18 protein-coding genes, 1 pseudogene and 1 riboswitch are annotated in these 18,660 nt (G+C 39.6%); of the genes and pseudogenes, 5 read left to right on the top strand and 14 right to left on the bottom strand.

What is annotated here, in order from left to right; translation table 11 throughout:
* The first annotated feature begins 193 nt into the window (after window positions 1–193).
* On the top strand, window positions 194–394 hold the full coding sequence (cspD, locus tag ACTJJQ_RS06550; RefSeq protein WP_003215784.1) for a cold-shock protein CspD: 201 nt from the start codon (window positions 194–196) through the stop codon (window positions 392–394).
* A 51-nt stretch (window positions 395–445) separates the two neighbouring features.
* Here cspD and ACTJJQ_RS06545 read toward each other — a convergent pair whose 3' ends face one another.
* The 3 genes from ACTJJQ_RS06545 to ACTJJQ_RS06535 all read right to left on the bottom strand — a co-directional run bounded on the left by ACTJJQ_RS06545 (window position 446) and on the right by ACTJJQ_RS06535 (window position 1,655).
* The gene (locus ACTJJQ_RS06545; RefSeq protein ID WP_008346368.1) at window positions 446–628 is read right to left on the bottom strand and encodes a hypothetical protein; all 183 of its coding nucleotides are present in this window, start codon (window positions 626–628) and stop codon (window positions 446–448) included.
* A 171-nt stretch (window positions 629–799) separates the two neighbouring features.
* A complete protein-coding gene (locus ACTJJQ_RS06540) occupies window positions 800–982 on the bottom strand; it encodes a zinc-finger domain-containing protein (RefSeq protein WP_008346366.1) in 183 nt (60 codons plus the stop codon).
* Window position 983: 1 nt separating this feature from the next.
* On the bottom strand, window positions 984–1,655 hold the full coding sequence (locus ACTJJQ_RS06535; protein WP_440600042.1) for a ribonuclease H family protein: 672 nt from the start codon (window positions 1,653–1,655) through the stop codon (window positions 984–986).
* A gap of 94 nt (window positions 1,656–1,749) precedes the next feature.
* Here ACTJJQ_RS06535 and ACTJJQ_RS06530 point away from each other — a divergent pair, with 94 nt between their 5' ends.
* The 3 genes from ACTJJQ_RS06530 to ACTJJQ_RS06520 are packed head-to-tail and all read left to right on the top strand — an operon-like array spanning window position 1,750 to window position 3,005.
* Window positions 1,750–2,439, top strand: a complete 690-nt coding sequence (locus ACTJJQ_RS06530) for a queuosine precursor transporter (RefSeq protein WP_007500834.1) — start codon at window positions 1,750–1,752, stop codon at window positions 2,437–2,439.
* A gap of 1 nt (window position 2,440) precedes the next feature.
* On the top strand, window positions 2,441–2,836 hold the full coding sequence (locus tag ACTJJQ_RS06525; RefSeq protein ID WP_017359712.1) for a reverse transcriptase-like protein: 396 nt from the start codon (window positions 2,441–2,443) through the stop codon (window positions 2,834–2,836).
* Window positions 2,837–2,879: 43 nt separating this feature from the next.
* Window positions 2,880–3,005 (top strand): hypothetical protein, encoded by a 126-nt coding sequence (locus tag ACTJJQ_RS06520; RefSeq protein WP_008346357.1) that lies wholly within the window; start codon window positions 2,880–2,882, stop codon window positions 3,003–3,005.
* Window positions 3,006–3,042: 37 nt separating this feature from the next.
* Here the strand turns inward: ACTJJQ_RS06520 and ACTJJQ_RS06515 are convergent, their stop codons facing one another.
* The 7 genes from ACTJJQ_RS06515 to ACTJJQ_RS06485 form a co-directional block, all read right to left on the bottom strand.
* Window positions 3,043–3,930, bottom strand: coding sequence for a 5'-3' exonuclease (locus ACTJJQ_RS06515; protein WP_440600041.1), 888 nt, complete (start codon window positions 3,928–3,930; stop codon window positions 3,043–3,045).
* A 275-nt stretch (window positions 3,931–4,205) separates the two neighbouring features.
* Window positions 4,206–4,469, bottom strand: coding sequence for a YpbS family protein (locus ACTJJQ_RS06510; RefSeq protein ID WP_008346351.1), 264 nt, complete (start codon window positions 4,467–4,469; stop codon window positions 4,206–4,208).
* Between the two features lie 41 nt (window positions 4,470–4,510).
* A complete protein-coding gene (locus ACTJJQ_RS06505) occupies window positions 4,511–8,104 on the bottom strand; it encodes a dynamin family protein (protein WP_440600040.1) in 3,594 nt (1,197 codons plus the stop codon).
* Between the two features lie 132 nt (window positions 8,105–8,236).
* On the bottom strand, window positions 8,237–8,323 hold the full coding sequence (locus ACTJJQ_RS06500; RefSeq protein ID WP_223251174.1) for a Fur-regulated basic protein FbpC: 87 nt from the start codon (window positions 8,321–8,323) through the stop codon (window positions 8,237–8,239).
* Between the two features lie 85 nt (window positions 8,324–8,408).
* Window positions 8,409–8,918, bottom strand: a complete 510-nt coding sequence (locus tag ACTJJQ_RS06495) for an isoprenylcysteine carboxyl methyltransferase family protein (protein WP_148779970.1) — start codon at window positions 8,916–8,918, stop codon at window positions 8,409–8,411.
* Window positions 8,918–10,015, bottom strand: coding sequence for a type III polyketide synthase (locus tag ACTJJQ_RS06490; protein WP_440600039.1), 1,098 nt, complete (start codon window positions 10,013–10,015; stop codon window positions 8,918–8,920). The genes ACTJJQ_RS06495 and ACTJJQ_RS06490 overlap by 1 nt, the downstream gene beginning before the upstream one ends.
* 319 nt (window positions 10,016–10,334) lie before the next feature.
* Complete coding sequence (locus tag ACTJJQ_RS06485) at window positions 10,335–10,841, bottom strand: GrpB family protein (protein WP_178896910.1); 507 nt, start codon at window positions 10,839–10,841, stop codon at window positions 10,335–10,337.
* Window positions 10,842–11,653: 812 nt separating this feature from the next.
* Between ACTJJQ_RS06485 and ACTJJQ_RS06480 the strand changes: the two are divergent.
* Window positions 11,654–12,507, top strand: a pseudogene (locus ACTJJQ_RS06480) (polysaccharide deacetylase family protein).
* A 64-nt stretch (window positions 12,508–12,571) separates the two neighbouring features.
* On the opposite strand, the gene pbuX reads toward ACTJJQ_RS06480, so the two are convergent.
* From pbuX to ACTJJQ_RS06460, 4 genes are all read right to left on the bottom strand, one after another.
* Window positions 12,572–13,891: a xanthine permease PbuX gene (pbuX, locus tag ACTJJQ_RS06475; RefSeq protein ID WP_212360130.1), complete on the bottom strand. Its 1,320-nt coding sequence runs from the start codon at window positions 13,889–13,891 to the stop codon at window positions 12,572–12,574.
* Window positions 13,888–14,472, bottom strand: coding sequence for a xanthine phosphoribosyltransferase (gene xpt / locus ACTJJQ_RS06470; protein ID WP_008346333.1), 585 nt, complete (start codon window positions 14,470–14,472; stop codon window positions 13,888–13,890). The genes pbuX and xpt overlap by 4 nt, the downstream gene beginning before the upstream one ends.
* Before the next feature lie 118 nt (window positions 14,473–14,590).
* Window positions 14,591–14,690: riboswitch (purine riboswitch) on the bottom strand.
* 339 nt (window positions 14,691–15,029) lie between these two features.
* A complete protein-coding gene (locus ACTJJQ_RS06465; protein WP_242730594.1) occupies window positions 15,030–16,535 on the bottom strand; it encodes a carboxypeptidase M32 in 1,506 nt (501 codons plus the stop codon).
* A gap of 127 nt (window positions 16,536–16,662) precedes the next feature.
* Complete coding sequence (locus ACTJJQ_RS06460) at window positions 16,663–18,600, bottom strand: ATP-dependent DNA helicase (RefSeq protein WP_025207526.1); 1,938 nt, start codon at window positions 18,598–18,600, stop codon at window positions 16,663–16,665.
* Between the last annotated feature and the right edge of the window lie 60 nt (window positions 18,601–18,660).

Genomic DNA, 18,660 nt, shown 5'->3' with positions numbered 1-18,660 from the left:
TAGATAAATGTCATTCACTAAAAAAACAAAAAAATCAAACATTCTGCTCAAAATTTGGCTTGCCTGCTTGACGCTTTACTTTTGATGGTGTATAGTGGAACCATCATTTAACAACTGCTTAAGTCGTTAGGTGATGAAAAATTTTTTTTAGTATGCCAAAAGGTGTGCTACAGTACTAGGAGGAAAAAGCAATATGCAAAACGGTAAAGTAAAATGGTTCAATAATGAAAAAGGTTTCGGCTTCATTGAAGTTGAAGGCGGAGACGACGTATTCGTTCACTTCACAGCTATCGAAGGTGACGGTTACAAATCTCTAGAAGAAGGACAAGAAGTTTCTTTTGAAATCGTTGAAGGTAATCGTGGACCTCAAGCTGCAAACGTAACAAAAATCTAATCAACTCAATCAATGATGAAACGACAAAATAAAGAGAGGCATATGCCTCTCTTATTTGATTTTCAGCTGAATTTCAATCGCTAAAATATTTTGCTTTAATCTTTGTTCAATTTCAGAGATATCTTTTTCGAGAAAAGGTCTTCCCTTCTTTGCTACATCTACCAGTTGCTCTAGATCACTGTACACCTCTTGAAATGTCCGATGTAATACCGTTTCAAAATCCTTATTATCCATGCCGGCCTTCCCCTTTTCCTCTATTATCCGTCACTTAGTCAAAAAGTAACTCAACCAAAACTTTCTATAGTTATATCGGCTCATTTTTCAGAATATGTTCTTTTTTTACACATTCTATTCGTTTTTTTTCGTGAGCGTATGATACATCTAGGGGAAAACCGGAGTGTACGCTTATTTTTTGAGTAATTCATTCCCGTATTGTTTGATCTTCTCTCCTACCGTGCATTGCTGTATACAAAAGGAGTGCGCGTATTTTTTGCCAAATTCTTTGCGAAAGTGCTTCTTAATCAAGCAATCTGAACAATACGTGTCTTGAAGATCTGTTAATTCTTTTACTGCTGTTTTTTTATCCACTTTATTCAGCTCCGTCTGCTTCTAATTTCAACTTACTTTCGATGGGGACGTCTGCAAGTATCTGTCTGGCAAGCTGATCTGCTTCTGCATTTTGTTTACGATCGATGACTTCATATGTTGGCGTGAGCTTCAGCTCTTTGATCGCAGCCTCAATTCGGTCGAGCCATTTGTTATGTATATCATCATAACAAGGCCATTCCCCTTTGAGCTGATTCATCACAACAAGAGAATCTCCTCTAATCGTAACAGAGTTTCTGCTGGCTCCCAGTTCTTTTAAAGCTTTTACCGCTTCAAATAAAGCCGCATACTCTGCCTCATTGTTCGTGGTGCTCTGAAAAGGCTGATTCTTCCTTAACCGGTATGCATCCTGTCCGAGCTGATAATACACGACAATTCCAAGCCCAGCATCACCTGTTTCTTTGCGAAAACTCGCATCAAAATAGACCTGAAGCTGATCGGGTTCAAGCCTAAGTTCTTCGTTTAGCTTTTCAAGTTCTTTCATCGACCACATCGCACCCTTTTCATCTTCAAATGATAGAAGTGACTGCGGTTCTTTTTTGTCTATATGTTTTGCTAAAAGCAAGGCTTTTTTGAGCTCCATCCAATCTTCTTGGAAAAAAGCAATGGACCCAATCGATTTCACTTTCATTGTATAGTGTGCTCTTAGTTTCATTGATCACATCGCCTTCCCGTACTTTTAAGGTAAACGTTCGTTATGCTATAATCAAAAAGTTACATTTTACATTTAGAAAGGAAGTTCATGTCACTTGTTTAATGAAGGTATTTGGATCTTATTTGCGATCATTAATTTTATCATTGTTCTTCTATTTTATAAAGGATTTGGCAAGATGGGGCTTTTCGTCTGGATTGGTTTTGCAACAGTTGCTGCCAATTTACAAGTGGTCAAAACCGTTGAATTATTTGGCTTAACGGCAACACTTGGCAACATTTTATACGGCAGTGTGTTCTTTGCAACGGACGTCCTCAATGAAAAATATGGACAAACCGAAGCGAAAAAAGCTGTCTGGATTGGCTTTGCCACCCTTTTAACATTAACTGTTGTCATGCAGGAGGCTTTGCTTTTCCATCCCGCTCCATCTGACATTTCCCAATCATCATTAGAAACGATATTCGGCTTTATGCCAAGGGTCGCTCTTGGTAGTCTTGCTGCTTATATCATCAGTCAAATGTTAGATGTTTATGTATATTCGTTTATTCGCCGGATATTTCCTTCAGATGGTGCGCTCTGGCTGCGAAATGCGGGGAGTACAATGATTAGCCAGCTACTTGATACACTCGTTTTCACAACCATTGCCTTTCTTGGGACCTACCCATTCCATATATGGATCGAAATTTTCATCACGACTTATGTGATTAAATTTATCGTCGCTGCCATTGGCACACCTTATGCCTATGCGGCGAAAAAAATGGTTCCGATTGATGAAAGGGGGAAATAAATTGCCAGCTGAAATATATATTGACGGTGCTAGTGCCGGAAACCCAGGTCCATCTGGCATCGGCATTTTCTTGAAATATGACGGAAAAGCTGAGTCTTTCTCCATTCCTCTTGGCATCATGAGCAATCATGAAGCAGAGTTTTCCGCGCTCATTGAAGGCATGAAAATTTGCGTAGAAAAAGGATTACGGACCGTTTCATTCCGCACTGATTCACAAGTAGTAGATCGTGCAGCCAATGCAGGATTTGCTAAAAATCCATCTTTTCGTCATTTTATCGAAGAAATGCTGCAGCTTCAAAGCGAATTTGATTTATTTTTCATTAAGTGGATTCCGAGCAAGGAAAATCAAGTGGCTGATCAGCTCGCTAGAAAAGCGATTCACCTTTCAAAAGGATGAATCGCTTTTCTTTTGGTTATGCTAATGTGTGAGGTGATACGAATTGGATAAAGAGAACAGAGGCCGTGTCACAAACGGAACGACTCCTCAAGGTGATGCGCAAACAAAGGATAAACAGCCAATATCGCAATTAGAAAATAAGGCGAAAAAAAGCAACACAAAGGGCTAAAATGAACTTGATTTTAGCCCTTTCTTTTTTTCTAACCTCAACTGATTCCTAATTGACTTAAGCGGTTAACCATTGGTTCGATCCCTTTAATTTGATGCAAGCGAAGCATTGCCGCTGCCCGCTCTGGGTCCATTTTTATTTTTGTTTCGTCAATCGGACAGCTGAGTGGTACATCACATTTAATTTCTGCCAGTATACGAGAAAGCTTCAGATCTTCTAAACCTGCTTGCATTTTCTTTTGCTGAGCTGCCGTTAATGCATGAACATTTTCTAACAGTCGATCAATCGTTTGATACGTTTGAATAAATTTCAATGCTGTTTTTTCGCCGATTCCTTTTACACCAGGGTAATTATCGCTAGCATCACCCATCAGCGCTTTTATATCAATCAGCGCCTTTGGAGAAATGCCCATTTCCTCTTCAAAAATGGCTTTTGTATAATGCTTATAATTCCCGATGCCTTTTTGCATTAAAGCCACGTTCACTTGTTCATTCAAGATCTGCAGCAAATCTTTATCTCCTGTTAAGACGGTCACATGTGCTTCGTTTTGATAGATTGATGCAAGCGTTCCAATACAATCATCTGCTTCAAAACCTGTCACACCAATGTTCATGATCCCCAGTTCTGCTGTTGCCTCTTTTGCTAAATCAAACTGCGGGATAAGCTCAACAGGCGCCTCGCCTCGATTGGCTTTATAATCTTGAAACAATTCGTTCCGGTATGTCTGGCTTCCCATATCCCAGCAGCAAACGATATGAGTCGGCTCAAATGTTTGGACAGCTGTTAACAAATGCTTCAAATAACCATTCACTCCATTTGTCGGTACACCACGATCATTTATCATAAAATTGCGATGGACAGCCGTCGCATAAAACGACCTAAAAAGAAGGGCCATTCCATCTACAAGTAATACGTGTTTATTCATTCATCTAAACTCCCTTTTTATAAACAATACTCCTATTCTATCATAGAACATCGAAACGAACATAAAAAAGGCGCCTTCTTCTTTTTGATAAAGAAGAGGCAGCCCGATTACTTTTTACCATATTGCATTTTTTTCGTTTCCGCTTCTGCGTAGGATGGCATGCCTTTTTCCTTCGGCATGCGCTCCTCCTGCTGCTTTACGTTTTGCTTTTTTGCCATGATCATTCCCCTTTCTGGTTCATTTGTTAAGATGACCAAAAATGAGAAAGTTACTCTTTACTTCTGTTTACGCTGGGTGTATTCCTCCACCATCTCAATCGTGACATGTTTACGAAGCGGAACAATTCCGCCTCGGGCAAGCTCATTCATTTTAGACGTAATGGCATTGATCTCATCTGTTGAAAATGGTTCATTGTGTTCACATTTTTTCACAGCCGATTCAATCGCCTGCTCTCTTTTTTGTTCAAGTGCAAGAAAAGATTGGATGTGGGCATGTTGTTTCTGTGAATGTGCAGAAATTTCTTCGTGTACGCTCGTCATCGTCTATCAACTGCTTTCTTTTTTATATAGTCTATCATGAATCATCTCGTTTTCAACTGGTTCTTCCATTCATTTGTTTGTTCATAAACTTGTTCAATGACCGCCTGTTTTTCAGCATCTGTTGTAAGGCTCGTCATAAATGTCTGTTTTTGCTCATTGAGCTGTTGGAGAGCATCTTGTTCGTACCTTTCCGTATAGGTCTTCACTAGCTTTTCATATCTGCTCAGCAACTCTTCTTTTTCGTTATCTGCCCAACGTGTTGTCATTTGATGTAGAACATCTCGAATGGCTTCAATAAACGTAGCCTTTTCATTTTGTTCAAAAAAGGCTTTCGCTGATTTTTGTTTCTTTAAAAGCGGCTCAAATGGTGCAATCTCTGCTTCGACTTCAATTTGTTTTAGCTCAGCATTTTTCTCCTCAGGGGCTGACAGGCTAAGAGAAAAGTAAGGATCTTCCGCACATGCAGCCTGCATCCCTTTTTCCCACTCCTCCTGGAAATAATGATGGATAAACGATTCCATTCGGATATCAAGTGCCTTGAGCTCCTGCACAAATTCAAATTCATACTCCTTTAACGCTTTCTCAAGTGCCTTTTTTAACTGCTGACCAAAATTCCCTTGAGATATGCCAGGATAAAAAGCCGACTTTAATAGATCATTCGCAAATAATGAAAGCCGCTGTACAATATGATAGAGCTGTTCATGCACGTCTTTTTTTACGCTTTCGGTCACAAGTTTAGACCGTTTCACATCTTGCATTTTTTCGAGAATGGCTTCATAGGATGTCTTGATGTTTTTCTTTTCAGCTTCTTTCTCATCTTCTGATTGATGCAAGGTCGCACGTAGTCTATCGACCGTTGTACATAATGTATTAGCTTCAAAATGCAAAAGTTCAATGGCATCTTTCGTTAATTCTTCCTCAATAAAATAGTCAAGCTGTTTTCTCAGTGTTGCATATTGATTATAAGATGTCGGCTCTTTCCCTTCGATCTCTTCCTTACTAGACACATGATGCAGGTTTGGATTGCGGATGCCTTCTTTTGTGAGCTCGCTTCGTACATAGTCAAATACGGTTTCAAGCTCTGCTTGATCCTTAGCCAAATCAGCTGCATTGATGATAAAGAACATTTTATCCATGCTAAAGGAATCTTTTACGAGTCCAAGCTTCCGTAAAAATGAGCGATCAGCTTTTGAGAAAGAATGCTGATAATACGTTAAATAAAGAAGGGCGTCTGCATCCTTCATATACTGGAAGGCGATTTCTGTATGACGCTTATTCATACTGCTTGCACCTGGTGTATCGACAATCGTCAGCCCTTTATCTGTCAGAGGTGTGCTTAAATACACCGTCACTTCCTTCACCACACAAGAAACAGATTCTTCCGCTACATAAGGCTTTAATTCTTGAAGTGTGACATGTAAATTGGTTTGGTTGTCAATGTCATCATGAAACTTGGCATAGGCTTGTAGAAAATGTTCTACAATGATTCGGTGATCCTGTTCGAGCTGGCGTTTTTTCAGCACTCTTTCCAGCTTTGCCTTAAACGAATCTCCTTTTTCTGTTGTGATCGAAAATCCAAGAATCTGATCGAGTTCCTCTAGAATGTCCTGCTTGGTTTTAAACACCACTTTGACACTTTCATGAGGATGATCTTCCGTAGGTCGTGTCAGTTTGTTAATTGTTGCAGTTGTTGGCGTAGGAGATGATGGTAACACCTTCCGTCCAACAAGCGCATTGGCAAAAGAAGATTTTCCAGAACTAAAAGCGCCAAATAAAGCGAGTGTAAATTCTTTTGCTTGCAGCCGTTCTGTTCGTTTTTCAAAGGAATCTCTTTGAGACTTTAGAATATCTAAAGGCGATAAAATGCGGGAAAGCTCTTTAAATTGTGCAATCGATTGTGCTGTTGTTAAATGCTGCGATTGGCGGTATTGATCACGCTCTGTCCGTTCAGCAGCTTGATCGCCCTCTTCAACATGAATTGATGCGCGATTCTTCTCCAGCTGGTCGTGCTGCATCCATTGCTTTTTCGCATAAAACCAGTCGCCTGGGATATGCTCATCCGTTCCGTTTTGCCAAATATCCCATAAATGCTGAATATCCTGTCTTATTTGTTCATTTTTTTCGTTATACCCCTCAAGGCTCTGAAGCTCTTGTTTCGCTTGCTCCCATTTTTCCTCTTGCTTCTCCTGTTCATTCTTGAGCTGGTCTTTCAAGGTTTCAATCATCTGTTCAATCAATTGAAGCGCTTGCTGTTTCGCCTGTCTTTTCAATGCTTCACCAGCATCTTTCGCATATTGAAGAACATATTCGTTAGAAAAAGTTGCCCCTTGGTGAATGACCTTTTCAAGCAAGGATTCTTCAATAGGTGTCTCAAATGCCATGGCTTTGTCTAATAACGCTTCGCCAAGCTGATGCTGTTTTATTTCTTTTTTGAGGAGCTCGGCAATGTGCCAGTCAACTTCCGCTTTCATTCTCTTTTTTACATCTGCTAAGAAATCATTTGCCCGCTTTTCCTTTTCCTGCTCGGTTTTATTTTTGGCAAAAAGTAAACCCACTTTAAAGCCAGGTGCTTTCGATTCGATATAGTCACTTGCAAGCTCTCGCATCTTAAATGGCGTGAGGTTTGCATTTTTTAAGATGTTCTCTACTTCAGAAGACACTTCATCTTCTACCTGCTTTGCACCATTTTCAATAAATCGGCGTTTCTCTTCTAGTTCTTTCACTTCATTCCTTTTTTCTTGAAGCTGCTTATCAAGGTCCTCTTCATGCAGTTCTTCTTTTAACGAGTCTATATGTTCTTTTAAAACATGTTCGATTTTCTGCTCTGTATAGGCTCGAAGTGATGCTTTAGGCATGGTTTGTAATTCTTGTAGTTTCTTCACTAAACGGATCATTTCGTTTTTTGGGTGTGCCTCATCCGTCACAGAAGTAAAATATAGATGTTCTTCTTCAATGCCTTCTTTTAAAAGCATCTCAACGACTTGTTTTTTGTAGTTTTCAAAAGTTGTCTCTTGTTCATCATGCCGATCCACTTGATTGACGATGAAATAAAGATTGGGCACTTTCTCTTTAATCGAGCGAATGAAGCGAATGTTTTCTTCAGAATGGACATGGTTATAATGAACGACATAAAAAAGAGCATCCGCTTGATGAAGAATAGAAGCAGCGGATAAAAAGTGCGCATGATCCGTTGAATCAATTCCCGGTGTATCAATGAGTGCCACTTTTTCTTCAAGTCCACTATAATCACCGCTAATTTCCACCATCTCAATTTGTTCCCCATCTTTACAAAAACGCTGCACCGCTTCTTTATCATAAGAACCGCTCATTTTTGCAAAACGTCCATCAGACGTATGGAGCTGAACTTCACTGACCCCTTTCCTGACAACAACCAAGTTTGCACTCGTTGGAATTGGGCTTGTGGGCAGGATGTGATCATGAAGAAGATGATTCACTAGTGATGACTTACCAGCAGAATAGTGGCCGGTAAATGCGATATATACTTCTTCTTCAGCTTCCTTTTTCATAATAGATGCAAGTTTGGCTGCGCGCTCGTGATCATCCCTTTTCAGAAGGCTTTGATATAAAGCACCTGTAGTTTGAACGAGCGAATCTCGAATAGACAAGTCTTTCATGACGATAAACCCCTTTGTTTTTAGAAAAGTCAGTTATGTATGTGTACCATTTTACACAAAATAAAGAGATTTTTCTTCTGATCTGAGGAAATAAAAAAAATCTGCTGCCCGATCAGTCACAATGGACTGCAATCAGGAAGCAGATTTTTTTGAAACACCTTTTAATACGAAGCCAATCAATAAGCTGTATACACAGACCGTACCGAGTAAGAAAATCATTGTCATGTGATCACCGTCCATCCTTCATGATTGAGAATGTTTATCATTAATGAAAGTGTAGCACAATTGATAATGATTTTCAATATTAATTTAGTAAATATTGATTCAGCGCTTTTTCTTCTGTTTGTATTCTGACCATCATCATCCATCCATTTAAACAAGTAAACAAAATGGCAGTAATAAATGCGTTAAATAGCAGCGGAATGAACATCAGTTCAATCGCCACCACCACATAGTTAGGATGCTTTAACCAGCGATACGGCCCCTTTTTCACAATCATCGCATTGGGAACGACTAAGATTTTTGTATTCCAATACGTCCCAAGTGAACATAGTGCCCAGTACCGAATCACCTGGGTCGCAAGCAGGAACACAAGCAGTAATAGGAAAAAACGAGACGGTTGACGATGCAGCAGCCATGTCTCTGCAATAAGCGAGAGGAAAAATGCTGCATGCATAGCGACCATATAAGGATAATGGCTTGCACCAAATTCGATCGCTCCGATCGCCTTCACCTTCTTTTCATTTCTTTTCGCCACAAGCATTTCAATGAGGCGCTGACAAATGAAAATGCCAATCACTATCCAGAAAATCATCACGAGAGCCCCTCCCATTTCATGAACAATAATTCTGACGAAAAGCCTGGACCAAGTGCTCCGCAAAGCCCCACCTGTCCTGCATCTAGTGACTGATGTTCAAGAAAATGCTTCATGACATATAAAACGGTGGCAGAAGACATGTTTCCATGCTGTTTCAGAACCTCTTTTGAAGAAAATAGCTGATGATCTTGTAAAGATAGGCTTTCAAGATAGGCATCAATCACTTTTTTTCCTCCAGGGTGAGCAAGAAAAACGGATACATCCTCTGTTGAAAACCCTAGCTGATGTAAAAATTGATCCACTTGCTCTTTTAACCACCCAGAAATGATGGACGGAATATCACGTGAGAAGATGACCCGAAATCCGTCGGCGGTAAAATCCCATCCCATCACATCCTCAGAATCTTTCATGGTCACTGACTGCGTGCCAAGCACTTTAGGTACTGTTTTTAACCGCGTATACTTAGAGGCGGACTTTTCTCCAGTTAAAAGAACGGCCGCAGTCCCGTCACCGAACAGTGAGGTTCCAATTAAATTGCTTTTTGATTGATCTTGCGGCTGAAAAGTGAGGCTGCAAAGCTCGCAGGCAACAACGAGCACTTTCGCTTCTGGATACGCCCTGATGTATTCATAAGCTCGGGATAAGCCTGCCGCCCCGCCCCCGCAGCCTAACCCCCAAATTGGCACTCGTTTCGTATAAGGAGAAAATGGAAGAACATTCATCAGCTTTGCATCAAGACTTGGCGTTGATAACCCTGTACTGGAGATGAAAAACAAAGCATCAATCTCATCAAAAGGAACTGGCTTTGTAAGAAATGCTGTTTCATGCAGACAGTGAAAAACGGCTTCTTTCGCATGAGCCAATGCTTTTTCGACATAGAGATTATTTTTCTCTTCAAAAGAGTGATGTTCTTGATACCAATCAATAGGCTGGACAAACTGCCTGCTCTCTATTTCGCCATTATTAAAAGCTTTTAATAGTCGATCAATGTCTTTAAACGATCGTTTAAATTGAGATCTTGCAAATTGAGCAGCTGCTTGCTGATCCACATGATGTTTTGGCAGACTTGTTCCAACTGAAAGAATGTATGCCATCGGCTTCACCTCTTTTTTCGGTTAATATCCCCAATCAAAAAAAGGATATACATGCCAAAACGACACAATTCAGTCAAAATATTTTCCTCCGTCTAACTTTTTGTCTTGACGACAATTGATAAATATTGGATAATATAGGTGAAAACATGATGTAGTTTTCCTCCTTCACAGGTTCGTTCCAAGCCAAGCGAACCTGCTTTTTTTATGCAATTTATGTTCAAAAATAATGTTGATTTAATGAAAAATAAAAGAACTCCGTTAATTGGGAGTTCCTCTGTGAATGACCTCTCTTATGAACATCTAAATAGCAAACCCTCACCTAAACCTTTTCAAGGATTGACTTAATAAAATCAGTTTTTTCATGAGCGTATTTGTGTTTGTCATTTCCATGTAATCTTGATAATTTAAGTTTAAGCTGTTGGTACTCACTTCTAGCTTGCTCATTATTTCTCAAGTAATCTCTGAAATTTAACTGTTCAAGTAAATACTTATTATGTCTTTGGTACATATGGATTTGATGTGTTCGTGGTTCTCCTTTATTAAAGTAGTGTCTTTCAGGTAATACGTTTGTTCCTTTATATGAGTAACCGAGTCCTTCCAACGCTATTACACATTTTTCTCCATCAAAAAAATGTTCTATTTCAATTGCAATATCAATAATTGGCTTAGCGCTTAAACCTTTTACTGCTGTACTTCCAATATGGTGTACATTGATTATGTATGGACCAATATCACCTATTATCTTTCGCTTTTCACTTTCAAATTCTTTTGTCCACTCAATAGACCAAGGAACTAAAAAGACTTCCCCTCTTGGTAATCCTAACATTTACTTATCCCACCTTTTAACACCCATTTGGAGAATGTTAATAAACCAACTTTATCATAGGTCCCATATGGAGAGAGCAGACAGATTTCAATAATCATCCTATTCGTTTAGATCTATTTCTTGGTTGATGTCATTCAATACGATTCTTAACCATTCACTCTCATCTTATTTTATATCTAAAGAACAAAAATCCCTTCAACCAATTATTAATAGAGTTATTTAACATAGCTTTATGCAAAAAAACACCTCTCAAATGAGAAGTGCAGACCGTAGACAAACCCCACCTTTACTTCAAGTAAAAGTGCTGTATGAAAGGAATAAGCAAATGACTTTTCACGTTCACCTTTTACATAGTAGCCAATCTCTGATTCAGTTGTACTGACTTTGCTTTCTTTTGTTTCTTCTTTATTTTGTAGGGGAAGAGCTTTTCTCTATGTATTTCGCGTTTGATAGCCTCTATCTCCAATATCCACATGAGCATCCTTTTTTCAATGAAATCGTCATTTTACAACACTTTCATACGGAATCTCCTTTCACTTCGCATTAATGGTTAAATCTGTTGCTATCTTAGCGTATAAATATCAACGTTTCGATCATTATTCAGAATTATTTCATTTAAACATGAATGGATCACCTTTTTTCTGATCAACACAAATAAATAACCATAAAATGCTAATTTATTTGATGATTATATATGAAAAGGTGTTTTTTCCCTGTATACTTAATCAATATGAACACCATGAAAAACAGTGAAAAAAGACAGAATCTACTACATGATTCGGCACAAAATTTAATTGACTGGAGTGATTGTCATGAAAAAGGTGTCCAAAAAACAGACACCCTACAACACGATATTTCTCTCGAAGATAATTGGTTTAGTGCTTCTTACACTGTTTCTCGTTTTTATCTGGGAAATGACTAAACCCCATTTGCAGGCGACAAATGGGCAAGCAAAAATTGTTACTAGCAGTGACTTCCGAGACACAAGTATCAGTCTGAAAGCAAAAGATCAGTCTACAAGAACATTGGATCAACAATTTAGGACCAATCCAAACCAACAGACAACGAATAAAACGGTCTTTTTAACATTTGATGATGGCCCTTCTGCTACATCAAATCAGCTGTTAAATGTCTTAAAAGCACATCAAGTGAAGGCGACATTCTTCATGCTTGGACCGCAAATCCAAGCTCACCAAGCAGCGGTGAAAAGACTTTATCAAGAAGGACATCAATTAGGGCTTCATGGCATGACGCATGATATAAACCGCTTTTATCAGAACAGTGAGTCTCCCGCAAATGAAATGAGAGAAGCTCAGCTCATTCTTGCTTCTGTTACAGGCGTTTACACCCGTCTTGTGAGAACACCTTATGGCAGTGTTCCAAATTTAACATATGATCAAAAAGTACGTTTAAACCAAAATGGCTTTATTTACTGGGATTGGACGATTGATAGCCTTGACTGGAGATATAAAAACTCACAATATGTTCCAGAGGTATTGAATCAACTGCAAATGTTTGAGAAAAATAAACATGGGAACCAAAAGTTATTTTAATGCATGATCAACCCTCTACCACGAACTATTTAGATAGCCTGATTACACAACTAAAAGCAAGGGGCTATACATTTGCAGTCATTAACGAAACAATGCCGCCGGTACAACATTAATAGCGCTAATCACAACAAGCCCGTATCCAAAGGATGCGGGCTTTCAGCTCTCCAAGAGAAGTGTTCACATAACAGATTGCTTAGGTTCTTCCATTAGCTCCTGCTCTGTTTCTTTTTTAAAAGGAATCATGTGATAAATAATATGAAGCAAAATAGCGGTAAAGCTTCCGGCGACAATTCCGTTACTTGTTAACAATTTAATCGATTCTGGCAAATGCTCAAACATTTGCGGTACCACCGTTACTCCGAGCCCGATGCCAACTGAGCATGCGACAATGAGTAAGTTTTCCTGTTTTGCAAAATCGACGCGTGAGAGCATTTTAATCCCATACGCAATGACCATGCCAAACATGGCGACCATCGCACCGCCTAGAACGGATTTTGGAATAATCGTTGTAAATGCCGCGATTTTAGGAAAAAGGCCAAATACCATTAATAATACCCCTGTCACCACAATGACCTGATTTTTCTTCACACCTGTTAATTGGATCAATCCAACGTTTTGGGAGTAGGCTGTGTATGGAAAAGCGTTGAAGATACCGCCTAATAAGACGGCAATTCCCTCTGCACGATATCCCTTTGCTAAATCCTTCTCTTTTAATGAACGATTCGTTAAATCTCCGAGCGCAAAGTATACACCCGTTGATTCGACTAATGACACAATGGCAACTAATGTCATTGTCATGATTGGTGCAAATTCAAAAGTAGGCAACCCAAAGTAAAAAGGCTCAATGAGGCGGAAAACTTGTGCATTCGCCACTTCTGCCGTCTCCACCTTCCCTAAGAAAGCAGCAACTGCTGTCCCAAGTAGAATGCCGATTAAGATGGCAATGGCTTTCATGAATCCCTTTGTAAATCGATAGAGAAGGACAATGATAAACAATACAAGAAAAGCAAGTCCAAGATTCTCAAAAGAACCATAGTCTGCACTTCCTTCACCACCTGCCATATTGTTCATGGCGACCGGAATTAAGGTAATTCCAATGATCGTGACGACGGAACCTGTGACAACGGGCGGGAAAAATTTCACAAGCTTCCCAAAGAAAAATGAAAGAGCAATGACAATACACCCTGCGGCGATAATACTTCCATATATAGACGAAATTCCATATTTAGAGCCAATCGCAATCATAGGAGATACCGCAGTAAATGTACAGCCTAGTACAACAGGCAAACCGATGCCAAAAAAGCGGTTTTTCCATACTTGAAGCAGTGTGGCAGCACCGCACATGAAAATATCTGCCGAAATTAAGTACGTCAGCTGGGCTGGCGTGAGCCCAAGCGCATCTCCAACAATGAGCGGAACAAGAACCGCACCTGCATACATCGCCAGTACATGCTGTATCCCTAGCGAAAGGGTTTTGGCTTTTTTAGCGGCACTCATGATTGTACCTCGCGTACAAACGTGACTTTTCCTTCCTCGAGCGATTCGATACGTGCGAGTGACTCGACTCTATAGCCCATTTGCACAAGTTCTTTCCTTCCAGGCTGGAATGATTTCTCGATAACAATTCCAAAACCAGCTACTTTTGCTTTCGCTTGCTTTGCGATTGCAGCTAGTCCCTTAGCGGCTTCTCCATTTGCTAAAAAGTCGTCGATAATTAACACACAATCATCCTCACTAAGGTGCGTGTTAGAGACAGCGATCGTACTTTCTACTTTTTTGGTAAAAGAATACACACTTGCTGTCAAAAGGTTATCCGTTAAAGTCAGTGATTGCCGCTTTCGGGCAAAAACAACTGGCACATGAAGGGCAAGTCCAGCCATTACAGCAGGTGCAATACCAGAAGATTCGATTGTGATAATTTTAGTAATTCCATCATGCTTAAATAATCTAGCAAACTCTTGACCGATCTCATGCATTAACACAGGGTCAATTTGATGATTTAAAAAAGCATCTACCTTTAGCACTTGATTTGACAGAACGATTCCTTCGTTCTCGATCTTTTGACGTAACAATTCCATCATTCTTCCTCCCAGCATATTAGCAACTTTCATTTTTTTGCATAAAAAAAGCATTGCTGTCCATTAAGGAGCAAGCAATGCGAAAACGATCCACGTGATCTTCAGCTCATACAAAAGCTGTTTCATTTTGCTCACTCATAGTCGGACGGTATCGGTGTCCGGTAGAAACTTGCGTGCCATTATCACGCGATTATATGAGTGTTATAGTGTTCAAATTATAACAAGATTTCAGACGCTTGGAAAGCACTTTTCTAGAAAAATACCGAACTTAAACAATCATTAAGCTTTAAACGTTCGTTTTTAGAATATTCAACCAGCAAAAAAGCATCCTTTTGATTAAAGGGTGCCTCAGATTGTTGACAAAGGGCTAAAATGAACTTTATTTTAGCCCTTTGTCTTCTTTTCAGCGTGTTAGAAAACCTTTGCAGTCTAGGAAGGACGAGCACCGGAGCAGAGCGAATTTAACATTCGTGAGCACCGGCGCGCAGACCCTGACAACGAATGCGAGGGTTTGTCTACACGCTGAAGCACCCTTCTGATCAAAGGGTGCCTTTCATTTATGATAAATATAGTTTCGTGTACTTATCTGTTAAATAATCAATTAAGTATTGAACATTTAATTCTTCACCAGTTGCGTCTTGAATGATTTCAGATGGCTTTTTCCGTTTTCCATGCTGATGGACATATTCAGTTAGCCATTCTTTTATCGGTGCAAAAGACCCATTTTGAATCAGTTCATCAAAATTCGGTAAATCTTTGATCATTTGCTGCTTTAATTGCGCCGCATACATATAACCAAGTGCATATGAAGGGAAATAACCAAAACTACCATCAGACCAGTGAACATCCTGCAAAATACCAAGCGCATCGTTAGGCGGCGTAATGCCAAGATATGCTTTATATTTTTCATTCCATAACGCTGGCAGATCTTCAACTGCTACTTCTTCATTGAAAATGGCTTTTTCAATCTCATAGCGAATAATAATGTGAAGCGGATACGTGAGTTCATCTGCTTCAATTCGAATGTAAGTCGGCTTCGATTCATTCACCGCATGCACAAATTCTTCTAAAGTGACATCTTTAAATTGTTCAGGAGATGCCTCTTGCAGCTTTTGATAATACGTTTTCCAGAAATCTTCATGTCTGCCGATAAAGTTCTCAAAGAAAAGAGACTGTGATTCATGAATACCCATTGATGTGCCGTCACATAAGAGCGTTCCGCTCAGTGCCTCATCAATATTTTGTTCATAAATGGCATGGCCGCATTCGTGAATGGTGCCAAAGATCGCCATGCGAAAATCGTGCTCATCATAACGCGTCGTCACACGTACATCCCCTCTGCTTAATGTCACAGCAAATGGATGAACCGTTGTATCAAGTCGTCCTGCGTCAAAGTCATACCCTAACTCTTTTAAGAAAAAGAGACTCAGCTCTTTTTGTTTGTCGATCGGGAAGCTTTTCGATAAAAACGAAGTATCCGGTTTATTTGGTGAAGCTTCAATTTTTTTCACGAGAGGAACGATGGCGTCTCGAAGTGCACCGAATTTTTGATCGAGTTGTTCAACCGTCATATCCGGCTCATAATTATTGAGCAGCACATCATATGGTGTTTTTTTCACGCCCCAGTACTGGATGAAACGCTTGTTAAAATCAATCAGCTGTTTTAAATAGGGTGCAAAGAGTGAAAAATCTGATTTCTCCCTTGCTTCTACCCAAACATGTTCTGCTTTTGATTGTAGAATGGAGTATTCTTTAAATTCTTCTTTTGGAATTTTACTGTTTTCATCATATTCTTTTTGCGATAATTCGAGTGCCTTCTGCGTGTCTTTTGACAGCTTTTCTTTCTCTTTATTTAATGCATCAAGAAGATCTCTCATTTCATCAGAAGTCTTCATATTAAAGATATCGCTGGATAATTGACCGATGGTTTCTGCTCTGAAATCAGCACTTTTTTTAGGCGCTTGTGTTCGAGAGTCCCAATAAAGTAAATGAAGCGCCTCTGTATAATGGGCGATTTTTCCTAGTAATTGATAAAACGCTTTCTCTTTTGATTCAAGACTCATGCGTTCGTTCCCCCAATCAATAAAATATGTATGTACGTTTCAAGGCTACTTCAATAAATGTTCTTTTGTCAATGAAAAAGGAGGATACGCTGATCGTATCCTCCTCTTATTGAATGGTTTTCTATCATTAAGAGATCACTGGCTTTACTGGAAGAACGGATTCAATTTTACTTTGTAGCTCAATATCTTTCTGACTGCCAAAGTAAATATGAATGCTGCCAGCATCTTGGCTTGTCCGAATCAGTCTACCAATGCCCTGCCTTAGACGAAGCAGCATGTATGGAAGGTCCACTTCAGTAAATGCATCTTTCGCTTCATTCCGTTTTGCTTCAAATACTGGGTCATGCGGTGGATATGGAAGTCCCCAAATGACCACATTTGTTAGAGACTGTCCTGGAATATCCAGCCCTTCCCACAAGTGAACGGAACATAACACAGATGTTTCATCCGCTTGGAACTTTTGAACAATGGTACTGATCTCCTCGTCTCCTTCAAAATAAACATGGAAAGGCAGTGATTCATTTGATGCATCGAGCTGCTTTCTAAATACATGCAGTTCATCAAATGAAGGGAATAAAATAAGAGATCGACCGCCATTTTCTTTTACCTGAGATAGCACGTGCTGACCTTTTACAGCTGACTCTGTCATTGGTTGCTGAATTCCGTGGAAATACATTTGCATTTGCTCCTCATAATCATACGGCGAAGCCACACTCATGGATAAATAATCTTTGATCCCAAGACTTTCAGCTAAATAATCAAATGATTGATTTTCAGATAACGTAGCAGATGAGAAAATATAAGGGATTTTTTGCGAAAATACCTTTTCACCAAGCACCTCTGCTACCGTTTTTGGCATGACGACAAAGGTGGTATCTAATTCCTGCTTCTCCAGCCAGCTAATGGCATTTTTCTGATAAAGCGACAGAGAATACGCCATCTGTTCAATGTACTCTTCCACAACAGACAATTCGTATTGATCAATTGTGTACATCTCTGATTCAAATACGAGCGCTTCTCCAATCTTCTCAAGCAAATCACATAATTCACTTGCTGAACGCTTTACCTCATCTACACGACCAATTTCAAGACGGTGTGATCCTTTGATTTCTTTGGCATTCGTTTTTAAGAGATAAAAGAACTGATCGTTTGTTGCAAGTGCATCTTCAACAAGCTCTGCAAACTCTTCACGAATATCATTTTGCAAAAGACGCTCCAAGAACGTCTCAAGTGTTGATTGCTTCACTCGGTATGTTAGCGCTTTTTGTGCTGCAAACTCAAGAAGATGTCCTTCATCAAATACAACAGAGCTATGCTCAGGAAGGAGCGGCAGCTGTCCTTCACGTTTACGTGACTCCTTTGTCCATACATGCTCCATGTAAAAGTCATGAGAACAAATGATGAGATCTGTTGCTTTTCGGTAATGGTCTCTTGATAAATTCAAGCCACAGCGGTGCCGCATGTCGCACGTTAAGCAGTCCTGAAAAGAGTCATAACCAATTCTTGACCACTCATCATTTGTTAATTCTGGATACTCTTTTCGATCACCATACGGATAAAATGTCTGCATCCCATGAGATTCATGAACAAATGAAGGAAGCGATTCATAAATGTCGAGCCACTTCTCATCATCTTCACGTTGCATCGTTTTCTCTAGTTTCTTTAAGCATAAATATTGATCATGCGATTTACTTAATCTCGCATCTATTTGAATATCAAGGTGATTGGCAATTTTATAGATATCACCTTCTTGTTTGACCAGCTGTTCAATTAACGTTTCGTCTGCACATGCAATGATCGCAGGTTTCCCTGTATATCTTGCATATGTGACCGCAAATAAAAGATAAACGATTGTTTTGCCTGTGCCTACCCCAGCTTCGGCAAACATCACACTTTTTTCTTTAAAGGCTCTTTCTAACTGAAAAGCCATGAATATTTGTTCATCTCGAAGATCAAAGCCCTTTTCTGGCAAAATGTCATAAAACACATCACCAATCCAGTTGCCCAGTTCTTCGTAAAAATTATGTTCTTTTGTTAATGAAAAAGGCAAACGAGACGCTGTCACCTGCTTCAACCCCCAACTTTTGAATCATTCAGACATTCAATAGTACCATTTATGCTGGGG

The sequence above is a fragment of the Bacillus sp. 22483 genome (genome assembly GCF_052044605.1).
In the GTDB taxonomy this organism is placed as follows: Bacteria; Bacillota; Bacilli; order Bacillales; family Bacillaceae; genus Bacillus; species Bacillus altitudinis.
Note: the sequence above shows the minus strand (reverse complement) of the source record. Positions and strands in the feature narration are given on the sequence as shown.

Excerpts from the sequence above, each read along its gene's own strand:
- cspD (WP_003215784.1), top strand. The coding sequence starts at position 194 with ATGCAAAACGGTAAAGTAAAATGGTTCAATAATGAAAAAGGTTTCGGC.
- ACTJJQ_RS06545 (WP_008346368.1), bottom strand. The coding sequence starts at position 628 with ATGGATAATAAGGATTTTGAAACGGTATTACATCGGACATTTCAAGAG.
- ACTJJQ_RS06535 (WP_440600042.1), bottom strand. The coding sequence starts at position 1,655 with ATGAAACTAAGAGCACACTATACAATGAAAGTGAAATCGATTGGGTCC.
- ACTJJQ_RS06515 (WP_440600041.1), bottom strand. The coding sequence starts at position 3,930 with ATGAATAAACACGTATTACTTGTAGATGGAATGGCCCTTCTTTTTAGG.
- ACTJJQ_RS06510 (WP_008346351.1), bottom strand. The coding sequence starts at position 4,469 with ATGACGAGCGTACACGAAGAAATTTCTGCACATTCACAGAAACAACAT.
- ACTJJQ_RS06505 (WP_440600040.1), bottom strand. The coding sequence starts at position 8,104 with ATGAAAGACTTGTCTATTCGAGATTCGCTCGTTCAAACTACAGGTGCT.
- ACTJJQ_RS06500 (WP_223251174.1), bottom strand. The coding sequence starts at position 8,323 with ATGATTTTCTTACTCGGTACGGTCTGTGTATACAGCTTATTGATTGGC.
- ACTJJQ_RS06495 (WP_148779970.1), bottom strand. The coding sequence starts at position 8,918 with ATGATTTTCTGGATAGTGATTGGCATTTTCATTTGTCAGCGCCTCATT.
- ACTJJQ_RS06490 (WP_440600039.1), bottom strand. The coding sequence starts at position 10,015 with ATGGCATACATTCTTTCAGTTGGAACAAGTCTGCCAAAACATCATGTG.
- ACTJJQ_RS06485 (WP_178896910.1), bottom strand. The coding sequence starts at position 10,841 with ATGTTAGGATTACCAAGAGGGGAAGTCTTTTTAGTTCCTTGGTCTATT.
- pbuX (WP_212360130.1), bottom strand. The coding sequence starts at position 13,891 with ATGAGTGCCGCTAAAAAAGCCAAAACCCTTTCGCTAGGGATACAGCAT.
- xpt (WP_008346333.1), bottom strand. The coding sequence starts at position 14,472 with ATGGAATTGTTACGTCAAAAGATCGAGAACGAAGGAATCGTTCTGTCA.
- ACTJJQ_RS06465 (WP_242730594.1), bottom strand. The coding sequence starts at position 16,535 with ATGAGTCTTGAATCAAAAGAGAAAGCGTTTTATCAATTACTAGGAAAA.